The following is a 16990-nucleotide window of genomic DNA, read 5'->3' on the forward strand; positions in this document are numbered from 1 at the left end:
TGTCTCCTTCATCTCAGCAGGTCCACGCGAGCCGGACGGCGTCGCAGATCTGTGCGGGCGGCTGGTCGCCGTAGGTCTTCTGCTCGTATCGCCGCACGGCCACGAGGGCGTCGACGATGTCGCTGGTCAGCAGCTCTGCTGCGACCTGTGAGGTCTCCATCGCATCGAGTGCCTCCGGCTGTGCCAGGGGCAGCGGGCGGGTCGCGATGTCCGACTGGGCCGGGTTCTCCGGGATCTCCTCCGGCAGGTCCATGGCCCGGTCGATTCCGCGCAGTGCGCTACCGAGGAAGGCCGCGGCGGCCAGGTAGGGGTTCGCGCTCGGGTCGATGAGCTTGAGCTCCATGTTGGCCCCGTGCGGATTTCCCGGTGTGGCGGCGACGAATCGCACTGCGGCTTCGCGGTTCTCCAATCCCCAACAGGCGGTCGCGCCGGCCCAGTTGCCCGGCTTGAGTCGCAGGGGTGAGGCCACCGACCCGGCGTAGACGCCGATCAGGTCGGGCAGGGTGTCGAGGACGCCCGCGATCGCGTGTGCGCCGTCGGCGCGCAGGCCGTGCGGGCCGTCACCTCCCGACAGCAGTGGGCCGTCCGCGTCGGACAGGGAGAGGTGCAGGTGCGCCCCGTTGCCGGCGGCGCCGTCGAATGGCACCGGTGAGAACGAGATCTGCAGACCGTGACGGGAGGCGACGCGACTGAGCACGATCCGCGCGAGGATGACGGCGTCCGCCGTGGCGACGGGGGTATCCGGGGCCAACGACATTTCGAGTTGGTCGTGCCCGTATTCGGTGTGCAGTTGCTCGACGGACAGGCCGGCACGTTCCGCGCTGGTGGCGAGGTCGACCAGGAAGGCCGATCGGTCCAGCGACGTCCTGATGCCGTACGGCGACCACGGCTCGCTGGTCGCGGGGCCGGCGTCGGCGGCCAGCATCGTGCATTCCAGTTCCGCGCCCATCTTCACCGCAAGGCCGCGATCAGCAGCGGCGCGTTCGGCCACCGCGAGCCGGGTGCGGGTGCACAGCGCTGCGGGCTCGCCGTACTGGTCGGCCAGTACGCCGGGCGCCCAGGCCACCCCGGCCTCGATGACGCGCAGATCCTCGGTATCGATGCGGATTCGTAGATCGCCGGCCACCCCGATCGTGGGGGTGAACGCGATGCCGCTGTCGACGCAGAACACGCTCCACGAGGGGGAGACTCCCATCCCGGATCGGGTGAACGCTCCCAGCCGCGACAGCGGTACGTACTTGGCTCTGGTCACGCCCGCCAGGTCCGTCACCGAGCCGGCGACGATCGCAACGCCTTCCTCACGCAGGATGTCGACGGCGGGCAGGTCGGGATCCCCCATGGGCAGCGCACTCCTCGAACCTCGTGGGCGGGCGGTCGGGTTCACGCTATGTCATAAATGTTTCAGAGTCTTTAACTTTCTCTGTTTATGATTGATTCATTAGATTCGACGAACGGGGATGCGGATGTGCCGACTGCTGGGTGTCGCGTCGGCCGAACCGACGTCGGTGGCCGACACCGTGGGGGACGCGGTGCTCACCGATTTCCTGGCGCTGACGAAGATCCACGGCGACGGCTGGGGAGTGGCATCGGTGTCGGAGCCCGATGATGTTCCTCGCGTGGAGGTTTCACCCGACAGTGCGATCGGCGATCCGCGCTTCGGCACGGCGGTCAAGGAATCCGCGCGCGCCTCGGTGGTGCACCTGCGCTGGGCGACCAACGGGCTGGCGGTCCGGCCGGAGAATTCTCATCCGTTCGGCGCCGACGGGGTGGCGATGGCGCACAACGGCTCCATCAAGCCGATGGCCGCACTGGACGGTTTGCTCGATCCTGCGATCGCCGCCACGCTGCGGGGGACCACCGACAGCGAGCGCTACTTCGCCCTGATCCGCCAGCATCGCCCCGCGTCTCCCGACCTCGCCGAGGCCGTGCGGCGGGCCGTCGCCCAACTGCGCGGCATCTACGCCGATGCCAGCCTCAACGCCCTGGTGCTGGGTGAAGGCCGGCTCATCGCGGTGCACGCTCACGCCCGAAGTGTGTTGCTGGACGAGGACATCGAGGAGATCAGCGCCACCGATCTGCCCGCCGAACACCTTGAGGACTACTTCTCGTTACGGGTCGCCCGTCTCGACGACGGCACCGTGGTGATCGGCTCCACCGGATTCGGCGACCTGGACTGGCAACCGTTGCCACCCGAGAGTGTGGTGGAAGTCGTGCTGAGCGACCTGTCGATGACGGTGCGGCCGATCATGGCAGATTGACCACCATGACCGAACACAGCGAGTCGGTGGCGGCGCGGACCAGTGCCGCACTGGCCGGACTGAGCCGTGCCGAACGTCGGGTGGGCCGGGCCCTGCTGGCCGACTATCCCAGCGCGGGTCTGAGCAGTGCGGCCCGGCTCGCCGAGCGGGCCGAGGTGAGCCCGCCAACGGTGCTGCGTTTCGCACAGTCGCTGGGGTACGACGGGTTCGCCGGCCTCCAGGTGGCGCTGCGCGCCGAACTGACGCAGCAGTCCAGCGGGCCGCTGACCCGACTCGCCGACGCTCCGCCGGCGGGTAGCCACCTCGATCGTCTTCTGCATCAGGCGCGCACCCAGAACGAGTGCGCCGAACAGACATTGGCGCAGTTGCCGGCGGCGATGCTGGAGGCCGCGGTGTCGCTGCTGGCCGATGTCACGCGGCCGCTGCATCTTCACGGCGGCCGGTTCTCCCATCTGCTGGCCGTCTATCTCGCCGCCCATCTCGAACAGTTGCGGCCCGGCGTGCGGCTGCTCTCGGATCCCAAGGGCGCCGATCTCGGCACGATGATGGACCTCAGCCGGCGAGACGTGGTGGTGCTCTTCGACTATCACCGGTATCACCGCAGCGCCGCCGAACTCGCTGCCGATGTGCACCGGGCCGGGGCGACGCTGTTGCTCATCACCGACGACATGGCCTGTCCGGTGGCGCCGGATGCCGAGGTAGTGCTGGCCGCATCGAGCACGGTCGGCACGGTCTACCAGAGCATGTCGGCGGGCTTCCTGCTCACCGAGCTGCTGATCCCGTTGGTGATGGACACGATCGGCGAGCCGGCGCGCACGCGGATGGCGCTGTGGGAGGAGCGGCGGCGTGGAGAGGTGCTGGATCAGCGCTGAGCGGCAGCTCTGCCGTCACCAGCCCGTCGTCAGGACGTGGTCCAGGCAGTCCACGAAGTAGTCCGCCGACTCCTTGGTCACGCACAGGGGCGGCTTGATTTTCAGCACGTTCAGGTAGTCGCCGGTGGGCTGCATGATCACCCCGAGGCTGAGAAGACGATCGCAGATCGCCGCAGTCTCTTCGGTCGCAGGCTCGAGTGTCCTTCTGTCGCGGATGAATTCGAGCCCGAGATACAGACCCGAGCCGTGCGCGGTGCCGACGATCGGGTGCGACTCGGCCAACCCCATCAGCCGGTTCTTCAGGTGCGCGCCGACGATACGGGCGTTCTCCTGCAGGCCCTCGGTCTGGATCACGTCGAGGACGGCGAGGCCGATCGCCGACGACACCGGGGACCCACCCGTCGAGGAGAAGAAATAACCCTGGGTCCGGTAGCGTGCCGCGATCGCGCGGCGGGTCACGACGATGCCGATGGGTTGTCCCGCGCCGACCGATTTCGCGACGGCCACGACGTCGGGGACCACGTTCTGCTGCTGGAATCCCCAGAACCATTCGCCGAGGCGCCCGTACCCGACCTGCACCTCGTCGGCGATCGCGATGCCGCCGTGCCGCCGAACCGCGGTGTACACCTGCTCCAGGTATCCGTCGGGTAGGGCCACACCGCCGGCGTTGCCGAAGTAGGACTCGCAGATGAAACCGGCCGGCGGCGTCCCGGCCTCGGCGAGCGCGTCGATCACCGCCACTGCCTCCGGTGCGTACTTCTCGGCGTCGGCGCCGCGGTGCACTCCTCGGTAGCCGTTCGCCGCATCGACGGTGTGCACCCACTCGGGCCGGGTGGCCAGCGCATTCGGATTGTCCGCGATCGACGTCGACACCGCGTCACTGGCGAACGTCCAGCCGTGGTAGGCCTCGCGCATCGCGACGATGTCGGGTCGGCCCGTGGCGGCCATCGCGATCCGGATCGCGAGATCGGTTGCCTCGGAACCGGAGTTGACGAAGAAGACGGTGTCGAGTTCGTCGGGCAGGGTGGCCGAGACGCGTTCGGCGAACTCGGCGATCCCGCGATAGTTGAAGCGCGAGTTGGTGTTCAGCAGGCGCATCTGCCGGTGGGCGGCCTCCACCACCCTCGGATGGGCATGCCCGACGGACGTGACGTTGTTGACCATGTCCAGATAGACGCGACCATCGGTGTCGGCGAGGTACTCCCGCCACCCGCGTTCGATGCGGGGCGGTTCCGCGTAGTAGTGCTCCTGGACCTCGGCGAGGACCTGATGCCGGCGGACGAGCGTGTCGTCGCGGCGCTCGGCGGCCAGCGGTGGCAGTCCGATCAGCGGGGCAGGGTCGCCGGCCACGCGGCGCCAGGCGTGGGCGTAGCGGGCATCGACCAGCAGCGGCACCGGGTCCTCGTGCGCACGGGTGAGCTGGATCTCGATCGGCGTACGTGCCGGCAGCGTCACTCCGTCGGGGGAGAAGCCGGTCAGGCGGACCACCTGGTCGGCAACCGCGATCGCGACACCGTCACCGGCCGGCTCGAGTTCGCCGCCGGCGGGGACGTCGAGGTCGGTGTCGCGCGCCAGCCAGACCGTCAGCGCGGTGGGGACCGTCGCCGGGGCGGCAGGGGTGCGCATCGGAGCACCGGTGAGGCGCGGATGCCATGCGGGAAGCACCACAGCCGAACTCCCCGCGGCCAGCGCGGCGACCGCTGCATCGGCCAGTGCTGTCGGGTCCGACCAGCGGCCCTCGTCGTTGAGCGGCGCCGTCGTGCCGGTGTCGAGCACGACCGCGTTGGCGACCTCGGCAATCAGGGGGGCTCCGCTCCACACCGGTCCGGGCCGGACGGCCATGTCCAACCCGTCGCGGATCAGTGTGGTCATCACCGGGAAAGGCACCGACGCGGCCTGTTCGAGGATGCGGAGTTCACGGTCGAGTGCGGAATCGGCGTAGTCGTTCTGCCCGTCGATGCGCACCTGCTGACGACCGCTGAGCACCAGCACCACCCCGCGCAGCGCGACCAGCGGCCACAGGGCATCGGCCTCGTCCTCGGTCAGCGGGCGCAGAGCATGGAACGCCCGGATCGCGGTCAACGCGTCGACCGGCGTGAATCCGTCGTGGTGTAGCAGCGAGGACACGGTGATGGCGATCTCGTTGACTGCCCACGATTCGGCGACGTCGCCGAAGTCGATGACGGCGTCGGGCACGGCGCATGGTCCGTGCGGCGCGACGACGTTGTCGTCTGTCAGGTCGAAGTGCCCGAGCTGCAGGGGAAGTCGGGACATGACGGGCGTGAGGTGTTGCGTCGCCCGCTCTGCGACAGAGCGGGCGAGGTCTGCGATGCGGGAGTCCGGTTCGTCGGGCAGCAGCGCCTCGATGACCCGGTCAGCATGGCGCAGGTCCCACTGCAAGACGCGGGTCGACGCCGGGTGGGTCATGTCGGACAGGGCCACGCTCACCTTCCCGGCGAGTTCACCCAGTCGTGCGACCGTCGCGGGGGAGAGGTACCCCGATCCCATCAGCGTCCTACCACCGATGAACTCGAGGACACGGGCGTGCAGCCGGCCCGCACTGGTGTCCCACCACGCGGACATCGGCCCCTGTGGGCCGACGACGACCCGGGGGATGCGCAGTGCGGGTTCGCGTTCGGCCACGGTGTCGGCGGCCAGACCCTGCAGCTCGATCTCCGCTTCGGAGAAGACCGGGTTGGTCAGTTTCAGAACCCCGAGCGGTTCACCGGTGTCGTGATCGGTCACCAGGAAGTTCTGATCCTGCTGACTTCCCAACTCTTTGAGATCGCCGGTCATGGAGAAGGTCTCGTGCAGGTGACGTCGGACCTCGTCGGCACCGAGAGCCGGGGCGGGCAATTCGGTGCGTGCGAAGAAGTCGAAAACCTCGGTTTCGATCATCAGATGCCTCGTCTCGACGGGGTGTCGCCACCTGGGGCGACTAGAACATACACGGAAGGTTTTGCGGGCACTAGAGTCCGTTTATGCAGGTGATCGCACATCAAAGTGGCGAGCCGACGGTGGTCGCCACCGCGCCGGCGACGGCACCTCCGTCACCGCGGGCGACGACGACGATCAGCGGCCCGTAGGGCGGCCGCCATTCACTGTGGACGCGGTCGTGCTTGCCGGCGGGGAGCACACAGGTGCCCGTCTTCGCGTGCTGTGAGCCCTCCACCGGGACCCGCTCGCCGTCTACGAAGGCGACGATCTCCACGGCGGGGTCGCCCTCGACGAGCACGTCGAACGTCAGCGTCGCACCGTCATCGCTCTGGCGGACGTGCACGTCCGACACCTGCAGGCGCAGGTCCCCGTCGGCCGCACCGCACGGCGCCGCGAACACGGCCTCGTCGGGCAGCGCGGGTGTGCGCGAGGGAGTGGTGCGTCGCTTCCGGAGGCTCTCGACCGAACGGGCCAGCTGCAACAGCGTCGTGTCCGAGTACGCGGGGCCCGCCAGTGTCAGGCCGACGGGCATGCCGATGTCCTCCATCGTGCCCATCGGCACGGTGACCGTCGGGATACCGAGGTGGCGGGGCACGAGGTTGCCGTTGGACACCCAGACGCCGTTTCGCCAGGCGATGTCGGCCGACGCAGCCCGCGTATCAGCGTCGGCGGGGCCGACGTCTGCTGCAGCTGGGAAGATCACCGCATCGAAGCCGTTGTCGGACAACCATTTCTCGAAGTCGGCGCGTCGTGTCTCCTCCAGCCCGCGCATCCCCGCTTCGATCGACGGGATCTGGTCGAAGGGGATGACGCCGGCGCGGGCGTGCTCGACGTACTCCGCGAGGTCGTAGGCGAGGTCGAACGGGAAAATCCCGTAGCGGTCCGGGAGGGCGCCGGTCGGCTCGGGGAAGATCAGAGATCCATCCACCGCCGCCAGAGCTCCGGGCCCGGAGTCGACCGACCGCAGGAATGCGTCGAAGGCCCATATCGACAGATCCGAGAGCTCACGCTCGAGGAACTCGGCCGGAACCAGGCCCCGCTCGACCATCGTGTGCGAATCATGGTGCAGCTTTTCGTAGTTCTCGACGACTGGGAAGTCGGCTTCCACGACCTCGGCGCCGGCCGCGACAAGGTCGTCGGCGATGGCCCGCCACAGCGCCATCACCGAATCGCGGGTGCGAATCGGAAGCGCGCTGTCCGGATCGCCGTTGATGTAGAGGCGGGGGACGGCGAGGCGCAGCCCCTGCAGGGGCTGGGGTGCGAGATCGGTGAACGAGGCCGGCCGCACAGCCGAGGCGGCGGGGATGTCGACCCAGTCCTGCAGCCGCCAGAGATCTCCGTCCCGCACCGGATCGTCGTCGACGACGACGTCGAGGAGGTGCAGCAGGTCGTCCACCGAACGCGCGTGGGGGACAACGACATCCATGGTCGGGACCAGCGGCCAGTTGCCACGGACGGAGATCACGCCGCGGGAGGGAGTGTAGGCGACGAGACCGTTGTTCGAGGCTGGGGCGCGGCCGGATGACCAGGTCTCCTCGGCGAGGCCGAAGGCGCCGAAGCTCGCGGCGGTGGCGGTTCCTGACCCATTGGACGATCCCGAGCCGAACGCTGCCGTCAGATACTCACTGTTGTAGGGACTTTCGGCGCGACCGTATAGTCCGCGTTGCATACCTCCGGCTGCCATCGGGGGCATGTTGGTCAGTCCGAGGCAGATGGCACCTGCGGAGCGCAGCCGGCCGACCGCGAAGGCGTCATCGTCGGCGACGAGGTCGGCGAACGCCGGCGAGCCCGCGGTGACCGGCAGGCCGCGGACTTTGTAGCTCGCTTTGGCGGTGAACGGGATCCCGTCCATCGGCCCGAGGGACCGACCGCTCGCCCGGCGCCGATCCGAGGCCCGCGCTTCGTCGAACGCCGCGGGATTGAGCACCGGCACGGAGTTGAGCATGATGCCGGACCGGTCGTAGTGCCCGATTCTGTTCAGATACCGGGCGACGAGCTCGACACTCGTCACGGCACCACTCTCGAGAGCACGGCTCAGCAGGTCGAGATCGGCCTCGACGACCGTGAGATCACCGGATGTCATGGGCAGGACGCTGGGAATTCGACCGACACGCGCTAAAACATACACTGTCGGTTTATGCTTGTCGTCAGAACGCCGTCGTCGATTCTTCAGAGGAGACCGACATCGCACGCCCACCCCGTCCGATACTCAACCGGGATCTGATCGCCCGCACCGCACTGGCGCTCATCGACCGCCATGGCGCCGAGGGCGCGAGCATGCGGCGGGTGGCCCAGAAACTGAACGTGAACCCCACCTCGCTGTACAACCATGTTGCCGACCGTGCCGCGATGATCGAAGACGTCCGCGCATTGGTGTCGGCGCGTATCGACTCGGCCCCGTTGCGCGAAAGCACCTGGGAAGAGGGCCTACTCGAGTGGGCCCGCTCCTACCGGCTGGCTTTCGCGCGTCACCCCCGCGCGATTCCCCTGCTGATGACCACCCGGGCCTCGACACCGGTGCTGCTCGCCGAATACGAGGATTTCGCGGTGGCCGCCGAGGCCGCAGGATGGCCCACCGACGACGTCCTCCCACTGTTGACCGCGTTCGAGTCGTTCATCCTCGGCAGCGTGCTCGACATGTCCGGCCCCACTGTCGTCTTCGATCCGACCGGGCAGGAGGAACAGTTCCCCCGCTTCACCGCGGCCTACGCGACATTGGAAGACCATGACGCGGCCGACCCGATCGCGACACGCGCATTCGAGCGCGGGCTGGCGATGCTCGTTTCCTCGGCGAGACCTCCGAAGGTCCACTCGTCGCGCCGATCACCATCTCAGAAAGCACGGTAACGATGTCCTGGAGAATGCCCGCGGAAACAGCCACCCACGACAGGACGTGGATGGCCTTCCCGCGCGAGGGTCGCACAATGGGCGACACCGATGCCGCACGCGCGGAATGCTATGCGTCCTGGACCGAGGTCGCGCACGCGATCGCAGAGTTCGAGCCGGTCAGCATGGTGGTCGACCCCTCCGAAACGTCTCGGGCGCAACGCATGTTGTCCGCAGACATCGAGATCGTCGAGGCGCCGCTCGACGAGTTCTGGATGCGTGACTTCGGCCCGACCTTCGTGCTCGACGACCAACGGCCAGGGGTGCTCGGCGCCGTCGACTGGACGTTCAACGGCTGGGGATCACCGGAGTGGGCCGAGTGGACGAAGTCGGCGGAGGTCACCCGGCTGATCACTCCCCACGTCGGGGCCGAGATCGTGAGTTCCTGCCTGGTCAACGAAGGCGGCGGTATTCACGTCGACGGCGAGGGAACCGTGCTGCTGACCGAGACGGTGCAGCTCGATCCGCGCCGCAACCCCTATGCGGACAAGAGGCGCGTGGAGGCGGAGATGGCGCGCACCATCGGCGCCACGCACGCGATCTGGTTGCCGCGCGGCCTGACTCGCGACTACGAGGACCTGGGTACGAACGGACATGTCGACATCGTCGCGACCATCCCGTCGCCGGGCCGCCTGCTCGTGCACGCGCAACCCGACCCCGAACACCCCGACCATGACGTCGCCCGAGAGATCCGCGCAATGCTGGAGAACACCACCGACGCTGCGGGACGAAGCTGGCAGATCACCGAGATGCCGGCGCCCTCGACGGTGCGCGATGCACACGGTTTCGTCGACTGGAGCTACATCAACCATCTCGTCGTCAACGAGGGTGTCATCGCGTGCGGTTTCGGCGACGACATCGCCGACGCACGCGCTCGCGAGATCCTCGCCGATGCCTACCCTGGCCGCCGGGTCGTGACCGTCGAGGCGCGCCCCATCTTCGCGCGCGGCGGCGGCGTCCACTGCATCACTGCGCAGCAGCCGAGTGTTGAGGGAGCACCCCCGAGGGCGCACCCATAGGCTGATCGATGTGGAGTGGGAGTTCGTGGCCGAGGTTTTCCAGTGGCGCGGCCCGGCACCGTACTTCTTCGTCGAGACACCGCCGGACATCGACGATTTCCTGCACGCACGGTCAGGCGAGCTGACCTACGGGTGGGGAGTCATTCCCGCCCGGGTGCGCATCGGCGACACCGAGGTGACGACGTCACTGATCCCGCGGGACGACGTCTACCTGGTTCCGCTGAAAGTCGCGCTGCGCCGCGCCGAGGACGTCGACGACGGCGACACGGTGCGCATCCGATTGACCGTGGCCGCGGGACGCTGACACAGGCTCAGCCGGTGGCGTCGAGGATCTTGATCGCGAAGACGAGGGAGTCACCGGGCAGGATGCCGGCGGCGGGCTGACCGTTCGGATAACCGTCCGCCGACGTCATCGCGACCGCGACGGTGGAGCCCACGTGCTGACCGGCGATGGCCTTCTGGAAGCCGGGCACCACGCTACCCAGCGGGAAGTCCACCGGGGTGCCGCGCTGGTAGCTGCTGTCGAACACGGAGCCGTCGCGCCCGTTGACGCCCTGGTAGCAGACGGACACGGTCGCAGCGTCGCCGACGACGGCGCCCGATCCGGCGTGCAGCGTGTGCACCTGCGTGTCGGTGACCGTAAACGGCGCGGTCACGGTGATCAGGGGTGCCGCGGTGTCCGTGGAGCCGGTCACGGCGACGCTGCCGGTCGCCCCGGGAAGGGTCCATTCGGGAGCTGTTGCGGCACTCGGAGCGGCAGTCGGACAGGCTGCTGCCTGCGCCTCGGAGGACCCGCAGGCTGTCAGAGCCAGAGCGGAACCGGCACAGACGGCGAGAGCGAGGGCAGACGGCACGCGACGTAGCAGCACCCGCGCCACGCTACCTGCCCACAGGTTTGAGTTCGTGGTGGGTCTGGGCACTGGAGACATCATGAGCGACGACAACAAGGTGACCGTGGAACGCACCATCGATGCATCCGCCGACGCGGTCTTCGATGTCCTGTCCAACCCGCACCGCCACCCTGCCCTCGACGGGTCGGGATTCGTGCGCGGTATCGACCACGCCGACCGCATCCAGAAGGTCGGCGAAGTGTTCACCATGAACATGAGCGGCGATCACATGAGCGGGGAGTACAAGACCGACAATCACGTGACCGGATACGTCAAGGACAAGCTGCTGGCCTGGCAGACGGCGCCCGCGGGAACCGAACCGCCCGGCTGGGAGTGGTTGTGGGAGCTGGAAGCTCAGGGTCCTAACGCCACGCTGGTTCGGCACACCTACGACTGGTCCAAGGTCACCGACAAGGATCTGCTGAAGAAGGTGAAGTTCCCGTTGGTCACCGAGGATCAGCTGAGCGACACGCTGTCTCGCTTGGCGGCCGAAACCTCATCCTGAGAGACCCCACGGCACGCGTCAGAATGGGCTGATGCGTGCTGTGGTGATGGACCGCATCGGCGGCCCCCTCGAGGTCCGGACAGTCCCGGACCCGACACCTGCGCGCGACGGCGTCGTCGTTGCGGTGCGGGCCACCGGTCTGTGCCGCAGCGACTGGCACGCATGGGCCGGCCATGAAATTCTGAGGCTTCCTCACGTCCCGGGCCACGAACTCGCCGGAGTCGTCGAGGCGGTCGGCCTAGACGTGCATGAGTGGGCGGTCGGCGATCGCGTGACAGTACCGTTCGTGTGCGGCTGCGGGACGTGCTCATGGTGCCGCACCGGTAACGCCCAGGTCTGTCCGCGGCAGGAGCAGCCCGGGTTCACCTACTGGGGCTCGTTCGCCGAATACGTTGCTTTGCCTGCTGCCGACACCAATCTGGTGCGCCTTCCCGAGTCGGTGTCGTTCGCCGCGGCGGCCGGGTTGGGATGCCGATTCGCCACGGCCTTCCGCGCACTCACGGGTGTGGGCCGCGTCGAGCCTGGGCAGTGGCTCACGGTGGTCGGCGCCGGCGGGGTCGGCCTGAGCGCGGTGATGATCGGCAAAGCGCTGGGCGCCAACGTGATTGCCGTGGACCGCAATCCGTGCGCACTGGCCGCCGCCTTGGCGCTCGGCGCCGACCACACTCTGGTCGCCGGCGACGGCCGGACCGCGGCGGACACGGCGGCAGATGTTCACGAAATCACCGGCGGCGGTGGCGATGTCGGCGTGGATGCGGTCGGTCACGAAGCGACCAGCGAGCTGTCCATCCTGAGCCTGCGCCGCCACGGTCGGCACGTCCAGGTGGGCCTGTTGCCGCCGGTCGACGGGCATCCGCGCCTACCCATGGATCGGGTGATCGCCTGGGAGATCTCCGTCCTGGGCAGCCACGGGATGGCCGCAGCGGATTACCCCCCGATGATGGCGATGATCGAACGGGGAGATCTCCGGCCGCAAGACCTGATCGAGCGCACCATCGGCCTCGGAGAGGCGGCAGCGGCTCTCCCCACCGTCGACACCGCGTCGCCGGTGGGTGTCACCATCATCGACCCGAGCATCTGACATCACGCCTTGCCGAGAGTGACCTGCGCGGTCTGCGTCGCGCCGGTGTCGTCCCGATAGGTGACCGAGACCTGATCGCCAGGCGCTTTGGACCGCACCGCAGCGGCGAGCGCTTCGGGCCCGTCGATGACCTGGCCGTCGATCTTCGTGATCACCGCCCCACTGGACAGGCCGGCCTGCGCGGCCGGGCTTCCGGCCGCCACCTGCGCGATCGCCGCGCCGTCAGCGTCTCCGGAGTCACTGGAATCACCGCCCTGGGTGCCCAATTGCACGCCCAGCGAGCCGTGACTGGCGGTGCCGGAGGAGATCAGCTCATCGGCGATGCGCTTGGCCTGGTCGGACGGGATCGCGAAACCGAGCCCGATGGAGCCGCCGCTGGATCCGGAACCCATGCTGGCACCCGCTGAGTTGACACCGATCAGGTCGCCGTTCATGTCCACCAGCGGTCCACCCGAATTGCCCGGATTGATGGCGGCATCGGTCTGCAGCGCGTCGAGGACGACGGGCGAAGTGCCCTCACCGTCGCCGGCGGTCACAGGCCGATTCAGCGCGCTGACAATGCCTTTGGTCACCGTGCCCTGCAAGCCGAGCGGGGATCCGATCGCGACGACCTCTTGGCCGATCTTCACGTCCTTCGACGAGCCGATGGTGATCGGCGTGAGTCCGCTGACCCCCTGCGCGCGCACGACCGCCAGGTCACCGATGGGGTCGGTGCCCACGACGGTGAAGGGCACGCTGCGCCCGTCGGAGAACGTGACGGTTGCGGGGGAGTCGCCGCCGTCGAAGGCCGCGGGCTGCGCCCCCGCACCGCCCTGAACCGCCGGCGCGACCACGTGGTTGTTGGTGAGGATCAGTCCGTCCGGGCTGAGAACGATGCCGGACCCTTCGGCCATGCCCTGCCCTGCGGTGATCTGCAACTTGACGACGCTGGGCATCACCTTGGCGGCGACCTGCTCCACCGAACCGGGCGCAGCGCTGGCAGCCGGCTTCACCGGCTGGGCCTGCGCGGCTGTCGCTGGTGTGGCGGCCGGGTGCTGGTGATCAGTCACAGCTACCGCTGCCGCGGCTCCGACGCCACCACCGGCAATGGCCACGGCGGCGGCACCCGCGAGCACGAGCCCACGCGGGGTGCGCGAGCGGCTGCTTCGGCGTGGGGTGGTCGGGCCACCAGGCACGGGCTGGTGGTGCGGCCACGGTGCGGAGTTGCCCGGCAATGGGTTCGGCGGAGCGGGCCAGCTTCCGCGCGACCAGTCGTGATTGTGCGGAGGAGGTGGGGGCGGGGTCGCCATCGGTGGTGTTCCCTTCGAGTGGGCAGGGGACGTCGGCGGGTCCGACGTGGTTGATCTCAGGTTGCCCACCGCAACTGAGACTCGACTGAGAGCACACTCAGCAAAGACCGAGAAGATCGCTCAGCGGTAGAGGCCGGCCATTCCGTTGACGGGGCCGAGGCCGTGGCCGAGGGGATAGGCCTGCCGGATGCATTCGGTCACCCACGTCTTGCCGAATGCCACCGCGTCGGCAACGGGATAGCCGTGCGCCAGTGCGGCCGTGATCGCTGCGCCCAGGGTGTCACCGGCGCCGTGGTCATCCCGGGTGTCCACCCGGGCCGCTGCGAACTCGTGGAACTCCGAACCGTCGAACAGGAGATCCGAGCTGATGCGGGAGGTCCGCAGATGGCCACCCTTGACCAGGGCCCACTGCGGCCCGAGCGCATGCAGCGCGCGGGCGGCGTCGCGTTGGGTCGCGACGTCCACGACGTCGATGCCGACGAGGAGCCGTACTTCGTCGAGGTTGGGCGTCACCAGGGTGGCCAGCGGAATCAATTCATCGCGCATGGCATCGAGCGCACTGGGGTGCAGCAACGGCTCGCCGGCGTTGGACGCGCACACCGGATCGACCACGAAGGGGACCCTGCCGGTGAGCTTCTCCGCCGACCAGGTGGCCACGATCGCCCGGATGATGTCCGTCGAGGCCAGCATGCCGGTCTTGGCTGCTTCGATTCCGATGTCGGACGCCACCGCGCTGATCTGGGCGGCGACCACCCCCACAGGTACCTCATGAAAAGCTCTGACACCCAACGAGTTCTGTACGGTTACTGCGGTCACGGCAGCGGATCCGTGCACGCCCAGCATCGCGAAGGTCCGCATGTCGGCCTGCAGACCGGCGCTGCCTCCGGAGTCGGAGCCCGCAATCGTCATCACCCGGCGCGGCGTGTGCCCGGGGGCGGTCAGCGGGAGACGGTTTGTCATCACGGGTGATTGTAAATGGGTGTGCGACCCTCGACGTCGTTCTAGGACGATGCACGCCGGAGGTCGCCCGGCCTACCGAAGAGATAGCCCTGACCCCATCCGACGCCGAGCTCGGTCAGCATCGCCTGTTCGTCGCGTCGCTCGATGGCCTCGGCGATGGTGGTGGCCCCGGTCTCGGCGCAGAGCCGCACGATGGCGGTCACCAGGGCGCGTTTGGCCGGATCGCGGTCGATCCCCGAGGTCAGCGATCCGTCGATCTTGACGATGTCCGGCCGCAGCTGCAGCATCTGCTTGAAACTCGCATAGCCCGCTCCGGCATCATCGATTGCCAACCGAATGCCATTGTCGCGCAGGGGCTTCAGTGCATCAGCCAAGCCGTCCGGGAAGGGCTCGTGCTCGGTGATCTCCAGCACCACCGGCGTGCGCACCGTCAGCAGTGCCTCGTGTAACCGCTCGTCGGTGGCCGCCGAGGGGCTGGCGTTCACCGCGAGGAAGCAGTGAGCGGGCACATGGCCGGCGTCAACGAGAACCCGGGACAGGGCGGCCAGTTCGAGCGGCACTCCGCGTCCCAGGCGACGGGCGACTTCGAACCAGTAGGCGGGGGATCCTTCTATGTCGCTGGGAAATCGACACAACCCCTCGAAGCCCACCACGGCTTCCGACGCGAGGTCGACGATCGGCTGGTACGCGGCCGACAGTGGTGACGGCTCAGCCAGGAGATCGCTCACATGCTTGTGGAGCGCGTCTTCGCGGGCCATGTCGGGAAGCAGCACGGAGGCCAGGAATTGTGCGGCCAGATCACGACCCTCGTGGTGGGGATCGCCGAGGAAGTCGTCGAGCATCGACGACAGTTCGGTGTGGGATCCGATCAGCGCCGAGATGAAGCGCGCGGTTGCCTCCATCGCGGCCACGTCGCGGTCGCTGAATTTCCCCTTCTCGGCAGCCGTGAGACTCAGTGCCCCGATCCCCGTGCCGTGGTGCATCAGCGGAATCACGACGAGCGACCCGACACCCAGGCTCGCACCGATGCTTCGAACCTGGTCGGTGAGGTCTGGATCCGCCAGCGGGTCCATGCTGACTTGCGCTTGCCCCGTCGCGATGGCCCGGCCCTGCAACGTGCCTTCTCGCGTCAACGTGAGGCCCAGCAGTGACTCCACCAGTCCGTGGGCAGAAACGACCACGAAGGTGTCCTCGGGAGTCAGCAGACTGACCGCCGCGCCGTCGGCTTTCGGCGTGAGCAGGCACATCTGCTCGGCGATCCTCTGCATGAGCGCCGAAGGATCGATGGACGCGTTGATCGCCGCGACGAGGTTCTGCAACGTCGGGCCTAGAGAAGTCCCGGATTCTCGTGGTTGATGCGCACCCTTGGCTACCTCCCCTTGGCCAGCAGGTGGAGCCGGCTGGGGCCAAAATAGCAGCGAGCGGTGGCCCAAACGACGAGATGCACGAATGTCATGTTCGTGTCATTGGGTGTCCCGCCAGGCGAGCACATCCTTGAGTGCGCCGAGGTCGTACCCGTCGTCGGCGGTCAGCTCTGTCTGGAACAGCGTGACTCCGGCCTCGCGGAAGCTGTCGGCGCTGAGCCTGTTCTGCCACAGCGTCGAGCGTTCGATGTCGGCGCCGGTGCGACCGAATGACGCCGCCAGTTCGTCCACCCGCTCGCTGAGCCTGCGGAAGGTGTCGAGTTCGGCAAACGCATGCCAGATGTCGGCATGTCGTGCGACGGCCGGCAGGGAGCGCTTCGGGCCTGTGCCGCCGATGAGGATCGGCAACGTGCGTACCGGCGGAGGATTGAGCGCAGCAAGCCGGTTCTCGATGCGGACCAGGCTTTCGTCGAACAGATCGAACCGGGATCCGAAGGTACCGAAGTCGTATCCGTAAGTCGTGTAGTCCTTTTCGTACCATCCTGCGCCGAGCCCGAGGATCAGCCGGCCTCCGCTGATGTGATCGACGGTACGGGCCATGTCGGCGAGCAGATCCGGATTGCGGTAACCGACACCGGTGACGAGCAGCCCGATGTCGGCGTGTGAGGTGATCTCGCCCCATGACGCGAGCGCAGTCCACCCTTCGAAGTTGGCGACGTCGGGCTGAACCTCGGCCAGCACGGGTTTGCCGTCGATCAGAGCGTCCATCACCGGGCGGTGGAAGTGGTCGTAGCCGAAGATCACGTCGACACCGAGGTCGTCGGCCGCGACCACGGCGTCACGCCACGTGCGGTAGTCAGGGGCACCGCCGGGCTGGATCTGCACGGCGACGCGAACGGGACGGGTCATGGCTGCTCCTGGGTCGGGGA

The 16990-nt window shown here is 68.1% G+C and carries 15 protein-coding genes; 7 read left to right on the top strand and 8 right to left on the bottom strand.

Annotated elements, in window-relative coordinates:
• Positions 1–13: 13 nt before the first annotated feature.
• Positions 14–1339: a type I glutamate--ammonia ligase gene (locus tag ACZ50N_RS14100; RefSeq protein WP_464473097.1), complete on the bottom strand. Its 1326-nt coding sequence runs from the start codon at positions 1337–1339 to the stop codon at positions 14–16.
• 124 nt (positions 1340–1463) lie between these two features.
• On the opposite strand from ACZ50N_RS14100, the gene ACZ50N_RS14105 reads away from it, so the two are divergent.
• Together ACZ50N_RS14105 and ACZ50N_RS14110 are read left to right on the top strand one after the other, a co-directional pair.
• Entirely contained in the window at positions 1464–2258 is a 795-nt protein-coding gene (locus ACZ50N_RS14105) for a class II glutamine amidotransferase (protein ID WP_046362611.1), read from the top strand.
• 5 nt (positions 2259–2263) lie between these two features.
• A complete protein-coding gene (locus tag ACZ50N_RS14110) occupies positions 2264–3130 on the top strand; it encodes a MurR/RpiR family transcriptional regulator (protein WP_048422435.1) in 867 nt (288 codons plus the stop codon).
• A gap of 15 nt (positions 3131–3145) precedes the next feature.
• Here ACZ50N_RS14110 and ACZ50N_RS14115 read toward each other — a convergent pair whose 3' ends face one another.
• Both ACZ50N_RS14115 and ACZ50N_RS14120 read right to left on the bottom strand, forming a co-directional pair.
• Entirely contained in the window at positions 3146–6028 is a 2883-nt protein-coding gene (locus tag ACZ50N_RS14115) for an aminotransferase (RefSeq protein WP_464473098.1), read from the bottom strand.
• A gap of 100 nt (positions 6029–6128) precedes the next feature.
• On the bottom strand, positions 6129–8150 hold the full coding sequence (locus tag ACZ50N_RS14120) for an amidase (RefSeq protein WP_464473099.1): 2022 nt from the start codon (positions 8148–8150) through the stop codon (positions 6129–6131).
• Here ACZ50N_RS14120 and ACZ50N_RS14125 point away from each other — a divergent pair.
• The 3 genes from ACZ50N_RS14125 to ACZ50N_RS14135 are packed head-to-tail and all read left to right on the top strand — an operon-like array spanning position 8144 to position 10276.
• The gene (locus ACZ50N_RS14125; protein ID WP_464473100.1) at positions 8144–8914 is read left to right on the top strand and encodes a TetR/AcrR family transcriptional regulator; all 771 of its coding nucleotides are present in this window, start codon (positions 8144–8146) and stop codon (positions 8912–8914) included. The genes ACZ50N_RS14120 and ACZ50N_RS14125 overlap by 7 nt on opposite strands.
• A 2-nt stretch (positions 8915–8916) precedes the next feature.
• Positions 8917–9972, top strand: coding sequence for an agmatine deiminase family protein (locus ACZ50N_RS14130; protein ID WP_464473101.1), 1056 nt, complete (start codon positions 8917–8919; stop codon positions 9970–9972).
• 10 nt (positions 9973–9982) lie between these two features.
• Entirely contained in the window at positions 9983–10276 is a 294-nt protein-coding gene (locus tag ACZ50N_RS14135) for a DUF1905 domain-containing protein (protein ID WP_046362579.1), read from the top strand.
• Between the two features lie 7 nt (positions 10277–10283).
• On the opposite strand, the gene ACZ50N_RS14140 is transcribed toward ACZ50N_RS14135, so the two are convergent.
• Entirely contained in the window at positions 10284–10841 is a 558-nt protein-coding gene (locus tag ACZ50N_RS14140; RefSeq protein ID WP_464473102.1) for an FKBP-type peptidyl-prolyl cis-trans isomerase, read from the bottom strand.
• A gap of 61 nt (positions 10842–10902) precedes the next feature.
• Between ACZ50N_RS14140 and ACZ50N_RS14145 the strand changes: the two genes are divergently transcribed.
• Together ACZ50N_RS14145 and ACZ50N_RS14150 are read left to right on the top strand one after the other, a co-directional pair.
• Positions 10903–11367: an SRPBCC family protein gene (locus ACZ50N_RS14145; RefSeq protein ID WP_464473103.1), complete on the top strand. Its 465-nt coding sequence runs from the start codon at positions 10903–10905 to the stop codon at positions 11365–11367.
• 31 nt (positions 11368–11398) lie between these two features.
• A complete protein-coding gene (locus ACZ50N_RS14150) occupies positions 11399–12448 on the top strand; it encodes an alcohol dehydrogenase catalytic domain-containing protein (RefSeq protein WP_464473104.1) in 1050 nt (349 codons plus the stop codon).
• A gap of 2 nt (positions 12449–12450) precedes the next feature.
• On the opposite strand, the gene ACZ50N_RS14155 is transcribed toward ACZ50N_RS14150, so the two are convergent.
• The 4 genes from ACZ50N_RS14155 to ACZ50N_RS14170 all read right to left on the bottom strand — a co-directional run bounded on the left by ACZ50N_RS14155 (position 12451) and on the right by ACZ50N_RS14170 (position 16970).
• On the bottom strand, positions 12451–13737 hold the full coding sequence (locus ACZ50N_RS14155) for a S1C family serine protease (protein ID WP_083614731.1): 1287 nt from the start codon (positions 13735–13737) through the stop codon (positions 12451–12453).
• Positions 13738–13857: 120 nt separating this feature from the next.
• Positions 13858–14697: a bifunctional hydroxymethylpyrimidine kinase/phosphomethylpyrimidine kinase gene (thiD, locus tag ACZ50N_RS14160; RefSeq protein WP_073684131.1), complete on the bottom strand. Its 840-nt coding sequence runs from the start codon at positions 14695–14697 to the stop codon at positions 13858–13860.
• Between the two features lie 41 nt (positions 14698–14738).
• On the bottom strand, positions 14739–16016 hold the full coding sequence (locus ACZ50N_RS14165; RefSeq protein WP_048422456.1) for a sensor domain-containing phosphodiesterase: 1278 nt from the start codon (positions 16014–16016) through the stop codon (positions 14739–14741).
• 144 nt (positions 16017–16160) lie between these two features.
• The gene (locus ACZ50N_RS14170; RefSeq protein ID WP_046362583.1) at positions 16161–16970 is read right to left on the bottom strand and encodes an LLM class F420-dependent oxidoreductase; all 810 of its coding nucleotides are present in this window, start codon (positions 16968–16970) and stop codon (positions 16161–16163) included.
• Between the last annotated feature and the right edge of the window lie 20 nt (positions 16971–16990).

Source organism: Mycolicibacterium obuense (assembly GCF_055397605.1).